Annotated in this window: 20 protein-coding genes; 13 read left to right on the top strand and 7 right to left on the bottom strand. The window is 68.9% G+C overall.

What is annotated here, in order from left to right; all coding sequences use genetic code 11:
- Positions 1-38 precede the first annotated feature (38 nt).
- Complete coding sequence (locus PVT71_RS04175; RefSeq protein WP_353473240.1) at positions 39-641, bottom strand: response regulator transcription factor; 603 nt, start codon at positions 639-641, stop codon at positions 39-41.
- Between the two features lie 227 nt (positions 642-868).
- On the opposite strand from PVT71_RS04175, the gene PVT71_RS04170 reads away from it, so the two are divergent.
- Both PVT71_RS04170 and PVT71_RS04165 read left to right on the top strand, forming a co-directional pair.
- Complete coding sequence (locus PVT71_RS04170) at positions 869-1,312, top strand: oxidoreductase (protein WP_353473239.1); 444 nt, start codon at positions 869-871, stop codon at positions 1,310-1,312.
- Positions 1,309-3,870 carry an ATP-binding protein gene (locus PVT71_RS04165; protein ID WP_353473238.1) on the top strand — a complete coding sequence of 854 codons (2,562 nt, stop codon included), beginning with the start codon at positions 1,309-1,311 and terminating at the stop codon, positions 3,868-3,870. Before PVT71_RS04170 ends, PVT71_RS04165 begins: the two co-directional genes overlap by 4 nt.
- A 3-nt stretch (positions 3,871-3,873) precedes the next feature.
- Here the strand turns inward: PVT71_RS04165 and cueR are convergent, their stop codons facing one another.
- The 5 genes from cueR to PVT71_RS04140 form a co-directional block, all read right to left on the bottom strand.
- Positions 3,874-4,266 (bottom strand): Cu(I)-responsive transcriptional regulator, encoded by a 393-nt coding sequence (gene cueR / locus PVT71_RS04160; RefSeq protein WP_353473237.1) that lies wholly within the window; start codon positions 4,264-4,266, stop codon positions 3,874-3,876.
- Positions 4,263-6,752 (bottom strand): heavy metal translocating P-type ATPase, encoded by a 2,490-nt coding sequence (locus PVT71_RS04155; RefSeq protein ID WP_353473236.1) that lies wholly within the window; start codon positions 6,750-6,752, stop codon positions 4,263-4,265. The genes cueR and PVT71_RS04155 overlap by 4 nt, the downstream gene beginning before the upstream one ends.
- Before the next feature lie 102 nt (positions 6,753-6,854).
- Positions 6,855-7,280 carry a hypothetical protein gene (locus PVT71_RS04150; protein ID WP_353473235.1) on the bottom strand — a complete coding sequence of 142 codons (426 nt, stop codon included), beginning with the start codon at positions 7,278-7,280 and terminating at the stop codon, positions 6,855-6,857.
- A gap of 103 nt (positions 7,281-7,383) precedes the next feature.
- Positions 7,384-8,580: a 23S rRNA (adenine(2503)-C(2))-methyltransferase RlmN gene (gene rlmN, locus PVT71_RS04145; protein ID WP_353473234.1), complete on the bottom strand. Its 1,197-nt coding sequence runs from the start codon at positions 8,578-8,580 to the stop codon at positions 7,384-7,386.
- A gap of 228 nt (positions 8,581-8,808) precedes the next feature.
- Entirely contained in the window at positions 8,809-9,336 is a 528-nt protein-coding gene (locus PVT71_RS04140; protein WP_353473233.1) for an invasion associated locus B family protein, read from the bottom strand.
- Positions 9,337-9,529: 193 nt separating this feature from the next.
- Between PVT71_RS04140 and PVT71_RS04135 the strand changes: the two genes are divergently transcribed.
- Complete coding sequence (locus PVT71_RS04135) at positions 9,530-10,555, top strand: asparaginase (protein ID WP_353473232.1); 1,026 nt, start codon at positions 9,530-9,532, stop codon at positions 10,553-10,555.
- Positions 10,556-10,652: 97 nt separating this feature from the next.
- Here the strand turns inward: PVT71_RS04135 and serB are convergent, their stop codons facing one another.
- The gene (serB, locus tag PVT71_RS04130) at positions 10,653-11,519 is read right to left on the bottom strand and encodes a phosphoserine phosphatase SerB (RefSeq protein WP_353473231.1); all 867 of its coding nucleotides are present in this window, start codon (positions 11,517-11,519) and stop codon (positions 10,653-10,655) included.
- Positions 11,520-11,708: 189 nt separating this feature from the next.
- On the opposite strand from serB, the gene PVT71_RS04125 reads away from it, so the two are divergent.
- The 10 genes from PVT71_RS04125 (at position 11,709) to PVT71_RS04080 (ending at position 22,348) form a co-directional block, all read left to right on the top strand.
- The gene (locus tag PVT71_RS04125; RefSeq protein WP_353473230.1) at positions 11,709-13,097 is read left to right on the top strand and encodes a trypsin-like peptidase domain-containing protein; all 1,389 of its coding nucleotides are present in this window, start codon (positions 11,709-11,711) and stop codon (positions 13,095-13,097) included.
- A gap of 13 nt (positions 13,098-13,110) precedes the next feature.
- Positions 13,111-14,430, top strand: a complete 1,320-nt coding sequence (locus tag PVT71_RS04120; protein ID WP_353473229.1) for a replication-associated recombination protein A — start codon at positions 13,111-13,113, stop codon at positions 14,428-14,430.
- 178 nt (positions 14,431-14,608) lie between these two features.
- Entirely contained in the window at positions 14,609-14,986 is a 378-nt protein-coding gene (crcB, locus tag PVT71_RS04115; RefSeq protein WP_353473228.1) for a fluoride efflux transporter CrcB, read from the top strand.
- On the top strand, positions 14,983-16,035 hold the full coding sequence (locus PVT71_RS04110; protein ID WP_353473227.1) for an RluA family pseudouridine synthase: 1,053 nt from the start codon (positions 14,983-14,985) through the stop codon (positions 16,033-16,035). Before crcB ends, PVT71_RS04110 begins: the two co-directional genes overlap by 4 nt.
- A 4-nt stretch (positions 16,036-16,039) precedes the next feature.
- Entirely contained in the window at positions 16,040-16,717 is a 678-nt protein-coding gene (locus tag PVT71_RS04105) for an HAD-IA family hydrolase (protein ID WP_353473226.1), read from the top strand.
- The gene (locus PVT71_RS04100; RefSeq protein WP_353473225.1) at positions 16,714-17,427 is read left to right on the top strand and encodes an ATP12 family protein; all 714 of its coding nucleotides are present in this window, start codon (positions 16,714-16,716) and stop codon (positions 17,425-17,427) included. Before PVT71_RS04105 ends, PVT71_RS04100 begins: the two co-directional genes overlap by 4 nt.
- Positions 17,428-17,624: 197 nt before the next feature.
- The gene (locus PVT71_RS04095; protein ID WP_353473224.1) at positions 17,625-18,644 is read left to right on the top strand and encodes an amino acid ABC transporter substrate-binding protein; all 1,020 of its coding nucleotides are present in this window, start codon (positions 17,625-17,627) and stop codon (positions 18,642-18,644) included.
- A 158-nt stretch (positions 18,645-18,802) separates the two neighbouring features.
- Positions 18,803-20,230 carry an ABC transporter permease subunit gene (locus PVT71_RS04090; RefSeq protein WP_353473223.1) on the top strand — a complete coding sequence of 476 codons (1,428 nt, stop codon included), beginning with the start codon at positions 18,803-18,805 and terminating at the stop codon, positions 20,228-20,230.
- A 1-nt stretch (position 20,231) separates the two neighbouring features.
- Complete coding sequence (locus tag PVT71_RS04085) at positions 20,232-21,548, top strand: ABC transporter permease subunit (protein WP_353473222.1); 1,317 nt, start codon at positions 20,232-20,234, stop codon at positions 21,546-21,548.
- A gap of 11 nt (positions 21,549-21,559) precedes the next feature.
- Complete coding sequence (locus tag PVT71_RS04080) at positions 21,560-22,348, top strand: amino acid ABC transporter ATP-binding protein (protein WP_353473221.1); 789 nt, start codon at positions 21,560-21,562, stop codon at positions 22,346-22,348.
- The last annotated feature ends 9 nt before the right edge of the window (positions 22,349-22,357 follow it).

The raw sequence follows: 22,357 nt of genomic DNA, 5'->3' as shown, positions 1-22,357 counted from the left end.
GCGCCGGGTTCAGGGTCAGGCCCGCGTCAGTCCCGGACTCAAGCCAGGTTCAGTTCCTTGGCGATCATCGCCGCGTGGGTGCGGTTGCGCGCCTCGAGCTTGCGGCTCAGCGTCTTCACGTGGAGCTTGATCGTCACTTCCTGCAGGTCGAGGTCGCGCGCGATCTCCTTGTTCGACTTGCCCTCGCAGAGACCGCGCAGCACCTCGCGCTCGCGCGGGGTGAGCTCGGCGGCCTTGCCGTCGGGGACCTGCGTCATGAAGCTGTAGGGCGCGAAGATCTCGCCCGCGGCCATGACCTGCGCGGCGCTGATGATGGTCTTCGACGGCAGCGTCTTGGGAATGAAGCCGGCGGCCCCCGAGCGGATCGCGGCCTGCGCGATCTCGGCGGTGGCGGTGCCCGAGAGCAGCGCCACGGGCACGCCCGCGCAGGTCTCGCGCATCCGGTCGAGACCGGAGAGGCCGGACATGCCGGGCATGTTGTAATCGAGCAGAATCAGGTCGAAGGAGACGCCGCGTTCGACAAGTGCGATGGCTTCGTCCAGCGTTGCCGCGGTATCAACCTCGTCAATACCTTCCGAGCGGAGGAAGGCTGCAATCGTCTCTCGGACGAGATCATGGTCATCAGCGACCAGAATACGCATATGTCCTCCTGGCACGACCTATGCAGCAAGCGATTTCTGGCGCAAAAGTATTACCGGAAGGTTTCACCAACTGTTTCAGGCACTCGCAATGTGGTAGTTCTTTGCGCTTGGGTAACAGGGCCGTATGATATTGACCGGTAATAAGGTTCGCAAGGAGGTTGAGGGTTATGTTCCGTTGGGTCGTTTTCTGCGTGTCGATCCTTTTTCCCGCTCTTCCGGCGATTGCAATGCCCCTGGGAGAACCGCAGGGCCAGGTGCTGCTGACGGTCAGCGGCAACGTCCCGGTGAAGAACCAGCCCGAGGGCGCGGCCTTCGACCTGCACATGCTCGAGGCGCTCGGAACCACGACCTTCACGACCACCACGATCTGGACCGAGGGGCCGCAGCGCTTCACCGGCGTGTCGCTGCATGACCTCGTGACCGCGCTCGAGGTGACCGGGGGCACGCTGACCGCTGTCGCGATCAACGAATACTCGGCCGACATCCCTGTCGAGGACGCGGCGGAGGGCGGGCCGATCATCGCCTGGGCGCGCAACGGCTCGCTGATGAGCGTGCGCGACAAGGGGCCGCTGTGGATCGTCTATCCCTATGACGAGCATCCCGAGTACCGCAGCGAGATCATCTTCGCGCGCAGCATCTGGCAGCTCAACCGCATCGTCGTCGGGCCGTGAGCGCGACCGACCTCTCCGACGAGGGCAGCAGCAGCCTTCCGACGCGCAAACGCTGGGCGGCGCTGAGCGCGCCCTTCATCGTGCTCTGCCTCGCGGCGCTGGTCCTGCTGACCGTGGACGCGGCGCGGCAGATCCAGGGTCTCGCGACCGCCAATTCCGACAACGGCCAATGGTCGCTCGCCCAGATGGAGGTGGAATTCGCCCGCCTGCAAAGCGAGCTCGAGCGGCCCGCCGGCTTTGTCGATCCCCGGGAATTGCGCCTGACCTTCGACATTTTCTTCAGCCGCTACCAGACCGTGTCGCGCGGCGGTCTCTACGCCGATATCGTGAACACGCAGCGCGCGCGCGGTCCGATGACCACGATCGCGGATTTCCTGAACGACAGCGTGCAATACATCGACGCGCCCGACGAGGCGCTGATCGCCGCCCTGCCGGCCCTGCGCGCGCAGGCGCTGGACGTGCGGCTGGCGGTGCGCGAGGTCTCGCTCTCGGGCGTGCGCGCCTTCTCGGCGGCCTCGGACACGCAGCGGCGCAAGGTGATGAACTCGCTCGTCCGCCTGTCGGGCATGGCGCTGATTCTGGTGCTGGCGCTGGCGCTCGGCGTGGTGGCGCTCTGGCAGCTGATGCACCTCGCCCGCGACCAGGCGCAGCGCCGCGCCCGGGCCAATCACCGGCTCGAGGCCGTGGTCTCGACCGCGCTCGACGGCATCGTGGTCACCGACCGCAGCGGCATCATCCTGCAGTTCAACGGCGCGGCAAGCTGCATCTCCGGCCACGAGGGCCGGCTGGTGCGCGGGCGCCGCGCCTCGGAGCTGCTGTTCCCGCCCGATACCGAGGAGGCGGGGGATCCCGGCCTCGCGCGGCACGCCGGGCGCGGCCGCGTGCGCTGCCAGGGGATGCGCGCCGACGGCACGCGCTACCCGATGGAACTCTCGGTTACCGAGACCGAGCACGAGGGCGACGTGCTGCGGGCGATCTACTTCCGCGACATCACCCGCGACATCAGCGCCGAGGAGGAACTGGTCGAGGCGCGCGACCGCGCCGTCGAAGGCGAGCAGGCCAAGGCGCGGTTCATCGCCATCATGAGCCACGAGATGCGCACGCCGCTCAACGGCATGATCGGCGCGCTGGAGCTGCTGACCGAGACCGAGCTCGGCCGCGACCAGCGCGAATACGTCCAGATCCTGCGCCGCGCCGGCGACGTGCTGCTGCAGCACGTGAACGACGTGCTCGACCATTCGCGGCTCGAGACCGGGCATTTCAGCTTCGCCCGCGCGCCCTACAACCCCGTGGACCTCGTGCGCGAGGTGGTCGACGTGCTGCGCCCGACCGCCGCGGCGCGCGGCAACATGCTGCAGGTCCGCATCCCCGAGGCCGGGGTTCCGCTGCTGATGGGCGACCGCGCGCGGCTGCGGCAGGTGCTGGTCAACCTCGTCGGCAACGCCATCAAGTTCACCGAGAACGGCGAGATCCAGCTGTCGCTTCTCGGCCTGTCGAAGTCGGGAAACCTGGAATTCGAGGTCGTGGACAACGGCATCGGCATCGCCGAGGACCAGCACGAGCGCATCTTCGAGGATTTCGTCACGCTCGATTCCTCCTACATGCGTGCCGCCGAGGGCACCGGGCTCGGGCTCGGCATCGTGCGGGGGCTGGTGCAGGCCATGGGCGGCGAGGTCGCGGTGCAGAGCAGGGTGGGGCAGGGGACGCGGTTCCAGGTCTCGCTGCCGGCCGAGCGCGCCCCGCGCAAGGCGGTCGAGCCGCAGCCGGCGCCGGGCGTGCCCGAGATGCAGCCCTCGCGCATCCTCGTGGTCGAGGACAACCCGGTGAACCGCCTCGTGGCCACGGCCATGCTGCGCAAGATGGGGCACAGCGTCTCCGAGGCGCATGACGGCGCCGAGGGCCTGCGCCAGGCCGCCGCCGAGAGTTTCGACATCATCCTCATGGACATCTCGATGCCCGGGCTCGACGGGGTCGAGACGACGCGGCGGATGCGCGCCGGCGGCGGGCGCAACGACGCGACGCCGATCGTCGCGCTGACCGCCCACGCGCTGCCCGCCGACGTGGCGCGGTTCCGCGAGGCCGGGATGAGTTCCACGCTGACCAAGCCGATCACCTGGCGCGCGCTGGCCGAGATGATCTCGGGCATCGCGCCGGCGCGAACCCCGGCCCCCGAGGCAGGCCCCGCGCCCGCCGAGCCGCAGGCAGAGACCCCGGCCGAGGTGCTGGACGACGTGGCCCTCGGCGCGGCGGCGGAATCGCTGGGGCCCGAGCTCTTCGTGTCGCTCCGCGACCGTTTCCTTGCCGAGACCGAGACCGGCCTCACCGGCCTTGCCGAGGAACTGGGCGACGGCATCGACCCGGTGCGCTACGCGGAAAAGGTGCACCGGATCGCCGGATCGGCGGCGGTGTTCGGCGCGCGGGCGCTGCACGGCGCGCTGCGCCACCAGGAAGAGAAGGCGCGCGCGGGTGCGCCGCTTCCCGCCGACAGCCTCGACGCGGTGCTGCCGGTCTGGCAGGCGACGCGCAAGGCGCTGCTCGAGCTCGAGCTTCAGGCCTGAGGTTCAGCCCGGCTGCCTTGCGAGGTCGCTGAGGATCGGGCAGTTGGGCCGGTCGTCGCCGTGGCAGGCATGCACAAGGTGGGCGAGCGTGTCGCGCATCTGCTGCAACTGGGCGAGCTTCTCGTCGATCTGCGCAAGGTGCTCCTCGGCGATGTGCTTCACCTCGGCGCTGGCCCGGCTCTCGTCCTCGTAGAGCGCGAGCAGCGCGCGGCAGTCCTCGATGGTGAAGCCCAGCGTCCGCGCCCGGGCGAGGAAGGCCAGCTTGTGCGCGTCCCGCTCGGTGAAGGCGCGGTAGCCGTTGGCACCCCGGTGCGGGGTCACCAGCCCGATGTCCTCGTAATAGCGGATGGTCTTGGGCGGCAGCCCGGCGCGTTCTGCAACGTCTCCGATGTTCATGCCTTTGCCTCCTGAGTCTGGGGTGTGTGGGCCGGGCGGGCGCCGCGCCCGGGCGCCATGGCCGGGGCAAGCCGCCGCAGCCGCAGCGCGTTGCTTAGGACAAAGACCGAAGACAGCGCCATCGCCCCCGCCGCGAGCATGGGCGAGAGCAGCGTGCCGAAGGCCGGGTAGAATACCCCCGCCGCCACCGGGATCAGCGCGACGTTGTAGCCGAAGGCCCAGAAGAGGTTCTGCCGGATGTTGCGCAGCACCGCGCGGCTGAGATGCACCGCCTCGACCACGCCCCGGGTTTCGCCCGACACGAGCACCACGTCGGCGCTCTCGATGGCGACGTCGGTGCCGGTGCCCATGGCAAGGCCGACCTCGGCCTCGGCCAGCGCCGGGGCGTCGTTGATGCCGTCGCCGACGAAGCCCACCGCGCCATGCGCCGCGCGCAGCGCCCGCACCGCGTCGCGCTTGCCCTCGGGCAGCACCTCGGCCTCGACATGGTCGATGCCGAGCTCGGCGGCGATGGCCATTGCCGTGGCGCGCGTGTCGCCGGTGATCATCGCGGTCTTCAGTCCCATGTCGTGCAGCCTGGCGATCGCCGCCTTGGCACCCGGCTTGACCCTGTCGGCCACGGCCAGCGCCCCGGCGATCTGCCCATCAATGGCAACCAGCACCGGCGTCTGCCCGGCACCGGCGATCTCGTCATGCGCGGCGGCAAGCGGGCCGAGGTCGATCCCCTCGCGCGCCATCAGCCGGGCGGCCCCGACCAGCACCGAGCGCCCCTCGACCGTGGCCCGCAGCCCGTGCCCGGCAATCGCCTCCACCGCCTCCGCCTGCACCAGCGCTCCCTCGGCGGCGCGCTCCAGCGCCCGCGCGATCGGGTGTTCCGAGCTCTGCTCGGCGCTCGCCGCAAGGCGCAGCACCTCGCCTTGGTCAAAACCCGGCGCGACGGCGGTGCGCACCAGCTCGGGCCGCCCCTCGGTCAGCGTGCCGGTCTTGTCGAAGCCCACCACCCTGACGCTCTCGAGCCGCTGCAGCGCGTCGCCCTTGCGGAAGAGCACGCCCAGCTCGGCGGCCCGCCCGGTGCCGACCATGATCGAGGTCGGCGTGGCAAGCCCCATGGCGCAGGGGCAGGCGACGATCAGCACCGAGACGCCCGCGACCAGCGCGTAGGTGAGCGCGGGGGAGGGGCCGAAGACCAGCCACGCAAGGAAGGTCAGCGCGGCCACACCCATGACCGCGGGCACGAACCAGACCACCACCTTGTCGGCCAGCGCCTGGATCGGCAGCTTGGCGCCCTGCGCCTCCTCGACCAGCGCGATGATCCGCGCCAGCATCGTGTCGGCACCGACCGCCGTGGCCCGGAAGCTGAGCGCGCCCGCGCCGTTGACCGTGCCGCCGACCACCGTTGCGCCTTCGGATTTCTCCACCGGCACCGGCTCGCCGGTGATCATGCTCTCATCTACGTAGGAGCGCCCGGTCAGCACCTCGCCATCGACGGCGATGCGCTCGCCGGGGCGGACATGCAGCACGTCGCCGGTCACCACCTCGGCGATCGGCAGCTCGATGATCCCGGCCTCGCGCTCGACCCGTGCGGTCGAGGGCCTGAGCCCGACCAGCCGCCTGATCGCCGCCCCGGTGCGCCCCTTGGCCCGCGCCTCGAGGAAGCGCCCCAGCAGGATCAGCGTGACGATGACCGCCGCCGCCTCGAAATAGACCGCGCGCGTGCCCTCGGGCAGCAGCCCCGGAAGGAAGAGCGCGACGGTGGAATAGAGCCACGCCGCCAGCGTGCCGAGCGCCACCAGCGAGTTCATGTCCGGCGCGCCCTTCGCCAGCAGCGGCAATCCGATCCGGTAGAAGCGCCGCCCGGGCCAGACCAGCACGGCGGTCACCAGCACGAACTGGATCAGCCACGAGGCGGTCATGCCGATGGTGGCGGCGATCAGGTGATGGAAGCCGGGAATGAAATGCCCGCCCATCTCCAGCACGAAGACCGGCGCGGTCAGCACGGCGGCAACGGTGAGGTCGCGCTTCAGCGCGGCGTGCTCGGCCTCCTTGCGGGCCTCGTGCTCGGCGCTGTCATCCCCGACGAGGCTGGCCTTGTAGCCCGCGCCCGCGACCGCGCGAATGAGCGCCGGGGCTTCGGCGGAGCCCGCCAGAAGCTTCACCTCGGCGGTCTCGCTGGCGAGGTTCACGCTGGCCGAGAGCACGCCCGGAACGGCGCTCAGCGCGCGCTCGACGCGGCCCGCGCAGGAGGCGCAGCTCATCCCCTCGATGCCAAGGCGCAGGCTGCTCTCGCGCGCGGGATAGCCCGCCTTGTCGAGCGCGGCGCGCAGCGCGGGAACCCCGGCGCTGCCCTCGACATGGGCCATCTTCGTCGCAAGGTTCACCGAGGCCTCGGTCACGCCCTCGACCCCCGCAAGCGCCCTCTGCGCGCGGCCGGCGCAGCCGCCGCAGGTCATCTTCGTCACCTCGAAGCGCAGGTCTCCATCGGCCATGTCGCGACTCCTTCCAATGCTGGTCGGTGCCCTAGATAAGGGTTCCAGTCACTGGAAGGTCAAGAGGGTCTCGGGACGCGGGCGCGATCCGTCGCAGGGGCCTCAGTTCAGCGGGCAATGCAGCCGCGCGCGGCACTCCTCGCAAAGCAGCGGCAGGCCGACCCGCTCGGCGACATTCACCAGCGTGAGGAGATGCACGGGAGTCACCAGCATCGTCGCCTCGGCGAGCGCCAGCTCGCGGTCCTGCTCGGTGGCGGTCAGCACGAAGCGGGCGATGGCGCGCTCGTCGTCCGAGATGCTCTGTGCATCGAGGGGCAGGATCAGCGGCCCGTGCCAGCCATGCCGGGTCAGCAGCCCGGCCAGATCGCCGAAGGCGCGCAGGCAGGCGCGGGCACGGGTGAAGCCGAGCGCGTCGCGCAGTTCAAGCTGCGCGGTGGCCTCGTCATTGTCGCGCCACAGCCGCAGCAGCCGCACCACCCGCGCCTCCGCGGGGCGCAGATCCACCCGGTCGAACCGTTCATGTCGCATGGAACCTCTCCCAGCCAGTCGCCCGCGAAGGGCCGTCGATCCGGGCTGTCCCGGAGACGGGACTGGCTGGGTGAGGTAATCCTGATTGTTTAAATCAGGTAAGTCAAGCGGCGCCGCCGAGCCCGGTCTCGGCCTCGATCTCGCGGCGCGACTTGCGGGCCCGCTCGGTGGCCGATTTCAGCTGGCCGCAGGCGGCCATGATGTCCTCGCCGCGCGGGGTGCGGATCGGCGAGGCGTAGCCGGCCTTGTAGACGATGTCGGCGAACCGCTCGATCCGCTCCCAGTCCGAACGCTGGTAGGGCGCGCCGGGCCATTCGTTGAACGGGATGAGGTTGATCTTGGCGGGAATGCCCTGGATCAGCTTGACCAGCCGGCGCGCGTCGGCGTCGCTGTCGTTCACGTCCTTGAGCATCACGTATTCGAAAGTGATGCGCTCGGAGTTCGACAGGCGCGGGTATTCGCGCAGCGCGGTCAGCAGCGTCTCGATGTTCCAGCGCTTGTTGATCGGCACCAGCGTGTTGCGGGTCTCGTCGGTGGTGGCGTGGAAGCTGACCGCCAGCAGGCAGCCGATCTCCTCGGCGCACTTGGCGATCTCCGGCACCACGCCCGAGGTCGACAGCGTGATGCGGCGGCGCGACAGGGCGATGCCCTCGCCGTCCATGGCGATCTTCATCGCGTCGCGCACGTTGTCGAAGTTGTAGAGCGGCTCGCCCATGCCCATCAGCACGATGTTCGACAGCAGGCGCGGCCCGCTCTCGCCGGTACCGGTGCCGGGTTCGGGCCATTCGCCGAGGTCGTCGCGCGCCAGCATGACCTGACCGATGATCTCGCCCGCGGTCAGGTTGCGCACCAGCTTCTGCGTGCCGGTGTGGCAGAACGAGCAGGTCAGCGTGCAGCCCACCTGCGAGGAAATGCAGAGCGTGCCGCGGTCTTCCTCGGGGATGTAGACCACCTCGACCTCGTGGCCGCCGGCGATGCGCACGAGGTACTTGCGCGTGCCATCCGCCGAGACCTGCTTCGAGACGATCTCGGGCAGATCGATCGTGAAGGTCGCGTCGAGCAGCGCGCGGTAGTCCTTGGCGAGGTTGGTCATCGCGCCGAAGTCGCGCACGCCCCAGTGATAGACCCACTGCCAGATCTGGCCGACGCGCATCTTCGCCTGCTTCTCGGGGGTTCCGGCCTCGATCAGCGCGGCGCGCAGGGCGTCACGGGTGAGCCCGACCAGGTTCACCTTGCCGCTTTCCGGCAGCTTGCGGGGGATCGTCACCACGTCCTGGGTGATCGGCGCGCTGGCAGTCATCACGTCATCCTCGGAAAAAGAAGGCATCTCCTTACAGGATTCGCCTGGAAAAGACAAAGGGAACGCGCAGGCGCGTTCCCCTCTGAGGTCCGGTCTCGGAACCGATCTGTGGACGGCCCCGGAAATTTCAACCCGCCGCGGGCCCGGCTGCGCCGGAACGCCGCATCGGGCCGGGGGCGGGGGGAGGGACTGGGCCGCCGCGCAAGGCGCGCGCGGCCCGGCGCATCCTCAGCCCTTGCAGCGCTTCTCGGCGTCTTCCACCGCGGCGGTGAAGCCCAGCAGCGAGAAGGTGTCCTTGGTCATCGTGCCGCGCGCCGACCCGGCGCTCAGCACCGCCTCGGAGCCGCGCTTGAGGGCGGCGATGATCTTGGCGTCGTCCTGCGGCGTTGCCGGCCAGGCCCATTCGCCCTCGGTGTAGAGGTCGAACTTCTCGCCCGAGACCTCGACACCCACCGTGGAGCCGCCCGCGAAGGGATAGCCGCCGGTGAAGGCGACCTGGCCCGTGACGCCGGCCTCCGGACGGTAGAAGACCATCAGCAGGATGTCGCCGCGTTTCACCGACACCACGCGACCATCCTTGGTGTTCACGCTTTCCTTGTAGGTGGTCACCGCCCAGCATTCGCGCGGGCTCTGGCCCTCGAAGACCGACCAGTCGGTGATCGCGTTCACCCGGTTGGTGCTTTCCTCCTGCGCGACACCGACGCTCGCGCTGAGCGCGAGCGTTGCGCCCAGAACCCCACCGAGAATTGACTTCATACCTGCAGCCTCCAGACGTGCTTGCTTCTTGTTGCCTGTCCGCGCCCCTGTCCTCTGACAGGCTTGTCCAGGACCTCTGTCGGTCTCTTGACCGGCGCGACCATTCGTGCTCGACGGCGAGACAATAGACCGAAACCCGCGGGGCGAGAAAGCCCCGATGGCAGAATATCGCTCGTTTGTGAGGACGTCCCGAATGCTACAGGCCCGCCAAGACCCCGTCACCGCCGCCGTGCCCATGGTCGAGGTCCGCCGCGGCCCGCTCGTCGAGAGCCTGCACCTCGGGCACGCAGTGATCTGCGACGCCTCGGGCGGCATCGTCGAGGCCTGGGGCGACCCGCAGGCGCTGGTCTACCCGCGCTCCTCGTCGAAGATGATCCAGGCCCTGCCGCTGGTCGCCTCGGGCGCCGCCGAGGCCTGGCACCTGACCCCGCCGCAGCTCGCGCTGGCCTGCGCCTCGCACCAGGGCGCACCGCTGCACGTGGCCGCGGTCGAGGCCTGGCTGGCCGATCTCGAGCTTTCCGACGACGACCTGCGCTGCGGCCCGCAGCCGAGCCGCGACGAGGCGCTGAAGCTGCAGATGATCCGCGAGGGCAAGAGCCCCTGCCGCGTGCACAACAACTGCTCGGGCAAGCACGCCGGGTTCCTGACGCTGAGCCAGTACCTCGGCGCCGGGCCCGACTACGTGCTGCCCGAGCACCCGGTGCAGGTGGCGGTGCGCGACGCCTTCGAGCAGGTGACCGGCGAGGTCAGCCCCTGCTACGGCATCGACGGCTGCTCGGCGCCGAACCTTGCCACCACGATGCACGGCATGGCCCGCGCCATGGCCTGGTTCGCCAGCGCCCACCGGCGCTTCGATTCGCTGAGCCGCGCCGGCGCCGAGCTGGTTGACGCGATGTATGCCTATCCCGACCTCGTGGCCGGCGAGGGCCGCGCCTGCACCCTGCTGATGCGCGCCGCGCTCGAGCCGATCGCGATCAAGACCGGGGCCGAGGGCTATTTCGTCGCCATCCTGCCGCAGCGCGGTCTCGGCGTGGCGGTGAAGATCATCGACGGCGCGACCCGCGCGGCGGAATGCGTCATGGCCTCGCTGCTGGTGCGGCTCGGCGTCGCCGACCCGGCGCATCCCGACGTGCACCGCTTCCTCAACCCCGAGCTGCGCAACTTCGACGGGCTGGTGACCGGCGAGATCCGCCCCCGCGACACGCTCTTCGCCTCCTGACCCCCCGAACGGCAAAGGGACCGCGCCGCGGTCCCTTTCCGGGGCCCTTCTTCCGGGCCCGACTTCCGCCGGGGGCAGGGCCCCCGGTCCCCGGTCCTCAGACCGCGAAGTCCTCGCGCGCGTAGCCCTGCAGGAACAGCAGCGCCGTCAGATCGCCGAGGTTTACCCGCAGGTCGCACTCGGCCTGCACCGAGGGTTTCGCGTGCAGCGCCACGCCGAAGCCCGCGCGGCCCAGCATGCCGAGATCGTTCGCGCCGTCGCCCACCGCCAGCACGTCGGCCTCGGTGATCTCGAGCCGCGCGGTGATCTCCTCCAGCGCCTGCACCTTGGCCTCGCGCCCGAGGATCGGCTGCGCCGGCACGCCGGTCAGCGCCCCGTCCTCGACCAGCAGCGTGTTGGCGCGGTTCTCGTCGAAGCCGATGGTCTCGGCGATCCTCGAGGTGAAGGCGGTGAATCCGCCCGAGACCAGCGCCGCGTAGGCGCCGTTCGCCTTCATCGTCGCGACCAGTTCCAGCCCGCCCGGCATCAGCGTGATGCGGGTGTCGAGCACCTTGCCGATGACGCTCTCGGGCAGGCCCTTCAGCAGCGCCACGCGCTCGGTCAGCGCGCCCTCGAAATCGAGCTCGCCGTTCATCGCGCGGGCGGTGATCGCCTTCACATGCGCGCCGACGCCCGCCTCCTCGGCCAGCTCGTCGATGCATTCCTGCTGGATCATCGTGCTGTCCATGTCGGCCAGCAGCATCTTCTTGCGCCGGCCCGCGGCGGGCAGCACGTTGAGGTCGGCCTGCGCGGCCAGCGAGGCGCGCACCTCCTCGAAGTTGCCGGGCACCGCCGCGACCGGGAACTCCGCCGCCTCGCCGTCCGAGAGCACGGTGACCGGACCGCCGCCCCAGGCGTTGCGCAGGCTTTCCACCAGCGCGGTGTCGAGCGTTCCGGGACGGGCGATGAGCGAGACGATCTGCATGAGAGGCACTCCAATGTCTGACGCGGCGGCTTCTGGCACGGCCCGCGGCGCTTTTCCAGCCTCCGCGGCGGCAGGGGGCGGCGCGATGTGCATGGGGCGTGCACGAAAAGCGCACGGAATGCGCACCGGGGCGTGACTTGCAATCGCGCCCTTGCCCCGACATATCCAAAGGTACTGGAGGACCGCACAATGCTCCGAAACATCCTGATCGTTCCCGCACTTGCCCTCGCCGTCACCGCAGCCCCGGCCCTTGCCGAGACGCAGGTGCCGCAGAGCCAGACGGAGATTTCTCTTTCCTTCGTGCCGCTGGTCAAGCAGGCGACCCCGGCCGTGGTCAACATCTACGCCAGCCGCGTCGTCGAAGAGCGCAGCCCGTTCGCGGGCGACCCGCTTTTCGGCAATCTCTTCAGCGACTTCCGCGGCCGCCCAAGGGTGCAGAACTCGCTCGGCTCGGGGGTGATCCTGTCGTCTGACGGCATCGTCGTCTCGAATTACCACGTGGTCGGCCAGGCCACCGACATCCGCGTCGTGCTCAACAACGGCGCCGAGTACGACGCCGAGGTGCTGCTGGCGGACGAGGAGGCGGACCTCGCCATCCTCAAGCTCGAGGGCGCCAAGGACATGCCCTTCCTGCCGCTGCGCGACAGCGACACGGTCGAGGTCGGCGAGCTCGCCCTGGCCATCGGCAACCCCTTCGGCGTCGGCCAGACCGTCAGCTCGGGCATCGTCTCGGGCCTCGCCCGGTCGGGCACCGCCACAGGCAACGCCCGCGGCTACTTCATCCAGACCGACGCGCCGATCAACCCGGGCAACTCCGGCGGCGCGCTGATCGACGTGAAGGGCCAGCTCATCGGGGTGAACACCTCGATCCTCACCCGCTCGGGCGGCTCCAACGGCATCGGCTTCGCCATCCCCTCGGCGCTGGTGAAGCAGTTCGTCGAGCAGGCCGAGGCGGGCAAGACCTCCTTCGAGCGGCCCTGGGCCGGGATGACCGGGCAGAGCGTCGATGCGGATCTCTCGGAAAGCCTCGGCATGGGGCTGCCCGGCGGGGTGCTGGTCTCGCAGATGCACGAGGCGAGCCCCTTCGCCGCGGCAGGTCTCGATGTCGGCGACGTGGTGCTCGCGGTGGACGGGCAGGGGGTGAACACCCCGGCCGAGATGCTCTACCGGATGTCGGTCACCGGGCTCGGCCACGAGGCAGAGATCACCTACCTGCATGACGGCCAGCAGGCCGAGGCGAAAGTCGAGATGATCGCCGCCCCCGACGATCCGCCGCAGCAGCGCGTCACGCTGGACGAGCGCGCGGTGCTGCCGGGCCTCACGCTGGCGCGGCTCAACCCGGCGGTGCAGACCGAACTCGGCCTGCCGCTCGCCGGCGGCGAGGGCGTGGTGGTGGTCGATCCCGGCCCCTGGGGCGCGCGGATCGGGCTGCAGCGCGGCGACCTGCTGCGCGCGGTGAACGGCCATGGCATCGAGCTGCCGGGCGACGTGGACGGGCTGTTGAAGGGCGCCGCGCCGCGCATCCAGATCGACGCGCAGCGCGGCAACGGCCGCATCTCGCTGCGCTTCCGCGCCTGAGCCGGACCCGCGCATGGCCGATCTCTTCGACGAGACCCCGGGCAGCGGCCCCGAGCCGGAGCGGAGCGGACCGCGCCCGCTCGCGGACCGGCTGCGCCCGAGGGCGCTCGGCGAGGTGATCGGCCAGCAGCAGCTGCTCGGGCCCGAGGCGCCGCTTGGCGTCATGCTCGCCTCGGGCGCGCTGTCGAGCCTGGTCTTTTGGGGCCCGCCCGGCGTCGGCAAAACCACGATCGCGCGGCTGCTGGCGGATGCCACGGACCTCCATTTCGTCCAGATCAGCGCCATCTTCACCGGCGTGCCGGAGCTGCGGAAGGTCTTCGAGGCGGCGAAGCTCCGGCACCGCAACGGCCGGGGCACGCTGCTCTTCGTCGACGAGATCCACCGCTTCAACAAGGCGCAGCAGGACGGGTTCCTGCCGCACATGGAGGACGGCACGATCCTCCTCGTCGGCGCCACCACGGAGAACCCCAGCTTCGAGCTGAACGCCGCGCTGCTCTCGCGCGCGCAGGTGCTGGTGCTGGAGCGCCTCTCCCCGGACGATCTCGAGCGCCTCGTGCAGCGCGCCGAGCAGGAGCTGGGCCGCGCCCTGCCGCTCGATGAGGCCGCCCGCGCGGCGTTGCTCGAGATGGCCGACGGCGACGGGAGGGCGCTGCTGAACCTGATCGAGCAGATCATGGCCTGGACCGTCGAGGCCCCGCTCTCTACCGACGCGCTCTCGACCCGGCTCATGCGCCGCGCCGCGCAATACGACAAGTCCGGCGACGGGCACTACAACCTCATCTCGGCGCTGCACAAATCGGTGCGGGGCTCGGATCCGGACGCGGCGCTCTACTGGTTCGCCCGGATGCTCGAGGCCGGGGAGGACCCGCGTTTCCTCGCCCGCCGCATCACCCGCATGTCGGTCGAGGACATCGGCCTCGCCGATCCGCAGGCGCAGGCGCTCTGCCTGCAGGCCTGGCAGACCTACGAGCGGCTCGGCTCGCCCGAGGGCGAGCTGGCGCTGGCGCAGGCGCTGGTCTACCTCGCGCTCGCGCCGAAATCGAACGCCACCTACCTCGCCTACAAGGCGGCGCGGGCGGCGGCGAAGAAGACCGGCTCGCTGCGCCCGCCCAAGCACATCCTCAACGCGCCGACCCGGCTGATGAAGGAGCAGGGCTACGGCAGCGGCTACGCCTACGACCACGACGCCGAGGACGGCTTTTCGGGGCAGGACTACTTCCCCGAGGAGATCGGCCGCGACAGCTACTACGTTCCGGTAGAGCGCGGCTTCGAGCGCGAACTGAAGAAGCGTCTCGACTATTTCGCGAAGCTGCGCCGCGAGCGGAACGCCTGAGCTTCCACATGGGGCAAATATCCCGGGGGAGTCGCGGCGCAGCCGCGGCGGGGGCAGCGCCCCCGGACCGCCGCCGGCACCTCTCCTGACCGCCGGTCATGGCAGCCTTGCGCCCCCGCCTTGGCTCCGAACCCCCGAAAATCTTGACAATCCGCCCCCTCTCGCACATGTCCCGCAAATGATCCTCACGGTTTTACAAGTCGCGCTCGGCGGAGCGCTTGGCGCCAGCGGGCGCTATCTGACCGGCCTCGCCATGTCGCGGCTGCTCGGAAAGGGATTCCCCTGGGGGACGCTGACGGTGAACATCGTCGGCTCCTTTGCCATGGGCGCCCTCGTGGTCATCCTCGCCAACACCTCGGGCAACCGGCTCGCGCCGTTCCTGATGACCGGCGTGCTGGGCGGCTTCACCACCTTCTCGGCCTTCTCGCTCGACTTCGCGACGCTCTACGAGCGCGGCGACGTCGCGCAGGCGGGCCTCTATGTGGCGGTCTCGGTGGCCGTCTCGCTGGCGGCGCTCTTCGCGGGCCTGTCGGTCACTCGGAGTTTCTTCGCATGAGCCGCGTTCAGACAGTCACCGTGGGGCCGGGCGACGGCGACCAGCGTCTCGACCGCTGGATGAAGCGGCATTTCCCGCACGTCCCGCAGGGCCGCATCGAGAAGATGTGCCGCAAGGGCGAGATCCGCGTCGACGGCGGCCGCGCAAAGGCCTCGACCCGCGTCGAGGTCGGCAACCAGATCCGCATCCCGCCGTTGCCCGAGCCCGAGGAGATGGCCCGGCTCGCGGCGCAGCCGAAGTCCAAGGTCTCGGACGCCGACACCAAGCTGATGCAGTCCTGCGTGCTGTGGAAGGACGATCACATCATCGCCCTGAACAAGCCGCCGGGCATGCCGACACAGGGCGGCTCCAAGCAGACCCGCCACGTCGACGGGCTCTCCGAGGCGCTGATGTTCGGCTACGAGGAGAAGCCGCGGCTCGTGCACCGGCTCGACAAGGACACCTCGGGCGTGCTGCTGCTGGCCCGCACCCGCGAGATGGCAGCGCAGCTCACCGCCGCGATCCGCCACAAGGAAACCCGCAAGATCTACTGGGGCCTGGTCGCCGGCGTGCCGACGCCCTACCTCGGCGAGATCAAGTACGGGCTGGTCAAGGCGGGCGGCCACGGTGCCTCGGGCGAGGGCGAGAAGATGCGCGCCGTCCACCCGCGCGACATCGACAGCACCCCGGGCGCCAAGCGCGCCCACACGCTCTACGCCACGCTCTACCGCGTTGCCGGGCGCGCGAGCTGGGTGGCGATGGAGCCGGTCACCGGCCGCACCCACCAGCTGCGCGCGCACATGGCCGAGATCGGCCACCCGATCATCGGCGACGGCAAGTACGGCGGCTCGGGGCAGGAGAACCTCGGCGATGGCTGGGGCGCGCAGCTTGGCGGCATCATCTCGAAGAAGCTGCACCTGCACGCGCGCTCGATGACCTTCCTGCACCCGGTCACCAAGAAGGTGATGACCATCACCGCGCCGCTGCCCGAGCACATGGCGCAGAGCTGGGAGACCTTCGGCTGGACCGAGGACCTCGCCGCCGACGATCCCTTCGAAGAGCTGCACTGACCGCATGGACCTCAAGCTGATCATCTTCGACGTCGACGGCACGCTGGTCGACAGCCAGGCGGATATTCTCGCCTCGATGCGCGGCGCCTTCGCCGGGGTCGGCATGGAGGCCCCGAGCCGCGAGGAGATCCTCGGCATCGTCGGCCTGTCGCTGCCGCAGGCGGTGGCGCGGCTTGCGCCCGGCGTCGACGCCGCCATGATCGACACCATGGTCGAGGGCTACAAGCAGAGCTACATGCGCCTGCGCAGCGAGAACGGCACCGAGGCGAGCTCGCCGCTCTACCCGCATGTGCGCGAGGTGCTGGGCGCGCTGCACGCCCGGCCCGAATGGCTGCTCGGCATCGCCACGGGCAAGTCGCGGCGCGGGCTCGACCGGCTGGTCGACGCGCACGGCATCCGCAAGCTCTTCGTCACCCAGCAATGCGCCGACGACCATCCCTCGAAGCCGCACCCCTCGATGATCGAGGCGGCGCTGGCCGAGGCCGGGGTGTCCGCGCACCAGGCCGTCATGCTGGGCGATACCAGCTACGACATGGACATGGCCGCCTCGGCCGGGGTCCACGGGATCGGCGTCAGCTGGGGCTATCACGAGCGCGCGCGGCTTTCCTCCGCGCGTACCATCATCGACGACATCCGCGCGCTTCCGGCGCTGCTGGAGCAACTCTGGAGCCAGGCCGCATGAGCGAATGGGCCCCCCGCCGCTTCTACAAGGACGCCACGGTCGAAGAGGCCGAGGGAGGTTTCACCGTGCATCTCGACGGGCGCCCGCTGCGCACCCCGGGCAAGGTGCCGCTGGTGGTCCCGAGCCGCGCCATCGCCGAGGCCATGGCCGCAGAATGGCGCGCGCAGGACGAAAAGATCGACCCGCGCACCATGCCCTTCACCCGCACCGCCAACAGCGCCATCGACAAGGTCGCGCCGCAGCATGCGGACGTGGCCGAGATGCTGGCCGAGTATGGCGACAGCGACCTGCTGTGCTACCGCGCGGCAAGCCCCGCCGAGCTGGTCGCGCGCCAGACCGCGCGCTGGGACCCGCTGCTCGACTGGGCGGCGCGCGAGCTGGGGGCGCGGCTCGAGCCGCGCACCGGGCTCATGCATGCGCCGCAGCCCGGGGCACCGCTGGGCATCCTGTCCGAGCGCACCCATGCGCTGAGCCCGTTCGAGCTGGCGGCCTTCCATGACCTCGTGGCGCTGACGGGATCTCTGGTCCTCGGCTTCGCGGCAACCCGGACGGAGCACGCCGCCGAGGAACTCTGGGCCCTGTCCCGGCTCGACGAGACCTTCCAGGAAGAGCTCTGGGGCGAGGACGAGGAAGCCCGCGAGGCGGCTGAAATCAAACGTCAGGCGTTTCTGCACGCGCATCGTTTTTTCGCTCTCTGCCAGCCTGCCTAAACTGAATCCTCTTCCCTGATCGCTGCGTAAGATCTGGGCATTTGCATGCCTTTTTCGCGCTGCACCGGCTTGACCTCGCCAAAACTTTGCTTCCAAACTCCCGTCAGCACAGGGAGGGAGCCCCTGGCTGACCAAGCTGATCCAGCAAGGATCAAGGAACCGGTTCATGAGGAACCGGACAACAGGAAGAGGTTAACATGAAAAAGACCGTAACTCTCGGCGCTCTGACCGTCGCCGCGCTCGCGGCCGGTGCAGCCGGCGCCGCGACCCTGGACGACGTGAAGGCGCGCGGGGAGCTGAAGTGCGGCGTCTCGACGGGTCTTGCCGGGTTCTCGGCACCTGATGCAAACAACGTGTGGCAGGGCTTCGACGTGGCGTACTGCCGCGCGCTCGCGGCCGCCGTTCTCGGCGATCCGATGAAGGTTGCCTTCACCCAGACCACCGGCCAGACCCGCTTCACCGCGCTGGCATCGGGTGAGATCGACGTTCTGGCCCGCAACACCACCTGGACCTTCTCGCGCGACGTCGACCTGAAGTTCGAATTCATCGGCGTGAACTACTACGACGGCCAGGGCTTCATCGCACCGAAGTCGCTGGGCGTCGCCTCGGCCAAGGAACTCGATGGCGCCACCGTCTGCATCCAGACCGGCACCACCACCGAGCTGAACCTCGCGGACTTCTTCCGCGCCAACAACATCAGCTACGAGCCGGTTCCGATCGAGACCAACGCCGAAGCGCAGCAGCAGTACCTTGCCGGCGCCTGCGACGTCTACACCACCGACGCCTCGGGCCTCGCAGCCACCCGCGCCACCTTCGAGAACCCGTCGGATCACGTGATCCTGCCGGAAATCATCTCGAAGGAGCCGCTCGGTCCGCTCGTCCGCCACGGCGACAACGAGTGGGGCGACATCGCCCGCTGGACCCTGAACGCCCTGATCGCTGCCGAAGAATACGGCGTGACCTCGGCCAACATCGCGGAGCTGTCCTCGGCCCCGACGAACAACCCCGAGATCAACCGCCTGCTCGGCACCGAGGGTGAACTGGGCGCGATGCTCGGCCTCGACAACGAATGGGCCAAGCGCGCGATCATGGCGGGCGGCAACTACGGCGAGATCTTCGAGAAGAACATCGGCGAAGCCACCCCGATCGGCCTGTCGCGCGGCCTGAACGCGCAGTGGACCGAAGGCGGCCTGCTCTACAGCCCGCCCTTCCGCTGAGACCGGACAAGGCGAGGGGCGCAGGGATGACCTGCGCCCCTTTCCACCTTCTTTGACCACTTCGCCTTCATAAAACGAATGCGCGCTTCCGATCAGGGCAGACGGCGGATCAACCGCCGCGGACCCCAGAGCCGACGGAAGCGTCCGGGGAGAAATTTATGGCGACCATCTCGGACCCGCCGGAGCAGGGCTTCCGGCTGAGTCAGCTTATCTTCGACACGCGCTATCGCTCGATGACCATCCAGGTCGTCGCGATGGTCCTTATCGGACTGCTGCTGTCGTGGCTGATTTCCAACACGATCCACAACCTCGAGGCACTGGGCAAGGACTTCGACTTCGGGTTCCTGTCGCAGCCCGCGGGCTATGACATCAACCAGCAGCTGATCGAGTACAACAACCAGATGACCCACGGCCGCGCGGCGCTGGTGGGCATCCTCAACACGCTGCTCGTGGCGGTGCTGGGCTGCGCCCTCGCCACGGTGCTGGGCGTGATCGCGGGCGTGCTGCGCCTGTCGAACAACTGGATCGTCTCGCGTCTCGCGGCGGTCTACGTCGAGGGCTTCCGCAACGTCCCGCTGCTGCTGTGGATCGTGCTGATCTTCGCGCTGATGACGGAATCCATGCCCGCACCGCGCGATTTCAAGGGCGGTGACGGCCCCTCGATGCTGCTCGGTGAAAGCGTCGCGATCACCAACCGCGGCGTCTACATCCCCAACGTGGTCTTCAGCCGCTCCCTGGGCGGCAACGAGGTGGCGGCAGCGGAGGCGCCCGCCCCCGCGGCCGCCGCGACGCCGGGCACCAACATGGCCGGCACCTATGGCGCGAGCCGCATTGCCACCGGCGGCGCCGGGATCCAGGCCGGGCAGAACGGCACCACCGCGGGCGCGGGCGGCTCCGGCACCTCTGCCGCGGGCGAGGGCGGAGAGGTCATTCCCTCCTCCTCCGGCTGGGACTGGCTGCTGATCCTCGCGGTGCTCGTCGCGGGCAGCGTCGGGGCCAAGCTCCTCGGCAAGCGCGCGGCGCATATCCAGGAGGCCACGGGCAAACGCCCGATGACCCTGCCGCTGCAGATCGCCGCCATTCTCGTGCCGCTGATCGTGGTGCTGGTGGCGCTCGGCGCCTCGCTCGACAAGCCCGAGCTCGGCGGCTTCAACTTCGACGGCGGCGTGCACCTGCGCAACTCGCTGATCGCGCTGTGGCTGGCGCTGTCGCTCTACACCGGCGCCTTCATCGCCGAGATCGTGCGCGGCGGCATCCTCGCCATCTCGAAGGGCCAGACCGAGGCGGCCTACGCGCTGGGTCTGCGTCCGGGCACCACGATGAACCTCGTGATCCTGCCGCAGGCGCTGCGGGTGATCATCCCGCCGCTGATCTCGCAGTTCCTCAACCTCACCAAGAACAGCTCGCTCGCCATCGCGGTGGGCTACATGGACGTGCGTTCGACCCTCGGGGGCATCACCATCAACCAGACCGGCCGCGAGCTCGAGGGCATGCTGCTGCTGGGCCTGTTCTACCTGGTGCTGAGCCTGCTGATCTCGGGCGTGATGAACGTCTACAACTCCTCCGTTAAGCTGAAGGAGCGGTGAGATGAGCGACACCCATGCACAGACCGTCGCCTATGTCCGCGACACCATGCTCGACCAGAAGGAGCCGCCGCTGAACCAGGTCGGCGCGGTGAAGTGGATCCGCGACAACCTGTTCTCGAGCTGGCTCAACATCCTGCTCACCCTCGCCTCGCTCTGGGTCATCTACGCGGTGCTGAGCCACCTGCTGCCCTGGGCCCTGCGCGGGGTCTGGGACGCCTCGAACCTCACGCAGTGCCGCCAGATCATCGCCGAGCGCTACGGCGAGGGCACCAATGTCGCCTGCTGGGCGGTGCTGGCCGAACGCTGGCCGCAGCTGGTCTTCGGCTTCTTCCCCCGGGAGCTCTACTGGCGGCCGATCCTCGCCTTCCTGATCTTCCTCACGGCGGTCGCGCCGGTGCTGTTCAGCTCGGTGCCGCGCAAGGTGCTCTGGGTTTCGGCCATCGCGCCCTTCGCGATCTTCTGGCTGATCTGGGGCGGCTCGCTCTGGGGTCCGATCGCGGCCATCCTCGGCTTCGCCATCGGCTGGGCGATCATGACCTTCGCCGCGCCGAAGCTCGGCACGCTGCTGGCGGTGATCCTCGCGATCGTCGTGCCGGTGCTCTACTGGCTCTTCGTCTGCGGCCCGCTCGCCGGGGCGCTGGCCTCGGTGGTGCCGCTGTCGCTGCAGACCGTGGCGACGCAGAAGATGGGCGGCTTCTTGTTGGCGACGATCATCGGCGTGTCGGGCATCGTGCTGTCGCTGCCGCTGGGCATCCTGCTGGCGCTGGGGCGGCAGTCGGACATGTTCATCATCAACAAGTTCTCGGTTGCCTTCATCGAGATCATCCGCGGCGTGCCGCTGATCGTCTGGCTGTTCACCGCGTCGCTGCTGCTGAACTACTTCCTGCCGCCGGGCACCAACTTCGACCTGATGCTGCGCGTCATCATCATGGTGACCCTCTTCTCGGCCGCCTATATCGCCGAGGTGGTGCGGGGCGGTCTTGCCGCGCTGCCGAAGGGCCAGTACGAGGCCGCGGACGCGCTGGGGCTGGATTACTGGAAATCCATGCGGCTGGTCATCCTGCCGCAGGCATTGAAGATCTCGATCCCGGGGATCGTGAATACCTTCATCGGCCTCTTCAAGGATACCACCCTGGTCGTCTTCATCGGCCTTCTCGATCCCATTGGCCTATCCAGTTCGATCCGGGCGACCACCGATTGGAACGGCATTTACTGGGAACTCTTCGTCTTTATCGGCCTGTGCTTCTTCATCTTCTGCTTCAGCATGGGCCGCTATTCGCTCTTCCTCGAGAAAAAGCTCCGCAGAGAGCACCGCTAAGGAGACCTCCAATGTCTGAACTTGCAACACGCGAAGTCGATCGCAGCCAGATGAAGGTCTCCGACGAGGTGGCCATCCAGATCACGAAGATGAACAAGTGGTACGGGACCTTCCACGTGCTGCGCGACATCGACCTGACCGTCTACCGCGGCGAGCGGATCGTCATCGCCGGGCCCTCGGGCTCGGGCAAGTCGACGATGATCCGCTGCATCAACCGCCTCGAGGAACACCAGGCGGGCAGCATCGTCGTCGACGGCATCGAGCTGAGCTCGGATCTGAAGAACATCGACAAGATCCGCTCCGAGGTCGGCATGTGCTTCCAGCACTTCAACCTCTTCCCGCACCTCACAATTCTCGAGAACTGCACGCTCGCGCCGATCTGGGTTCGCAAGATCCCCAAGAAGCAGGCGGAAGAGACGGCGATGCACTTCCTCGAGAAGGTGAAAATCCCCGAGCAGGCCCACAAGTACCCGGGACAGCTTTCGGGCGGTCAGCAGCAGCGCGTGGCCATCGCCCGCTCGCTCTGCATGAAGCCGCGGATCATGCTCTTTGACGAACCGACCTCGGCGCTCGACCCGGAGATGATCAAGGAAGTGCTCGATACCATGGTCGAACTCGCTGAGGAGGGAATGACCATGCTTTGCGTCACCCATGAAATGGGATTCGCCCGGCAGGTCGCGAATCGGGTCATTTTCATGGATGCCGGACAAATCGTTGAGCAAAATGAACCTGAGGAATTCTTCAATAATCCGCAGCACGAGCGGACAAAACTGTTCCTGAGCCAGATTCTCGGGCACTGAGACAGAAGA

The sequence above is a fragment of the Salipiger sp. H15 genome, from assembly GCF_040409955.1.
GTDB lineage: Bacteria > Pseudomonadota > Alphaproteobacteria > Rhodobacterales > Rhodobacteraceae > Salipiger.
The sequence above is the reverse complement of the archived record's forward strand: the minus strand, read 5'-3'. Positions and strand labels throughout refer to the sequence as shown.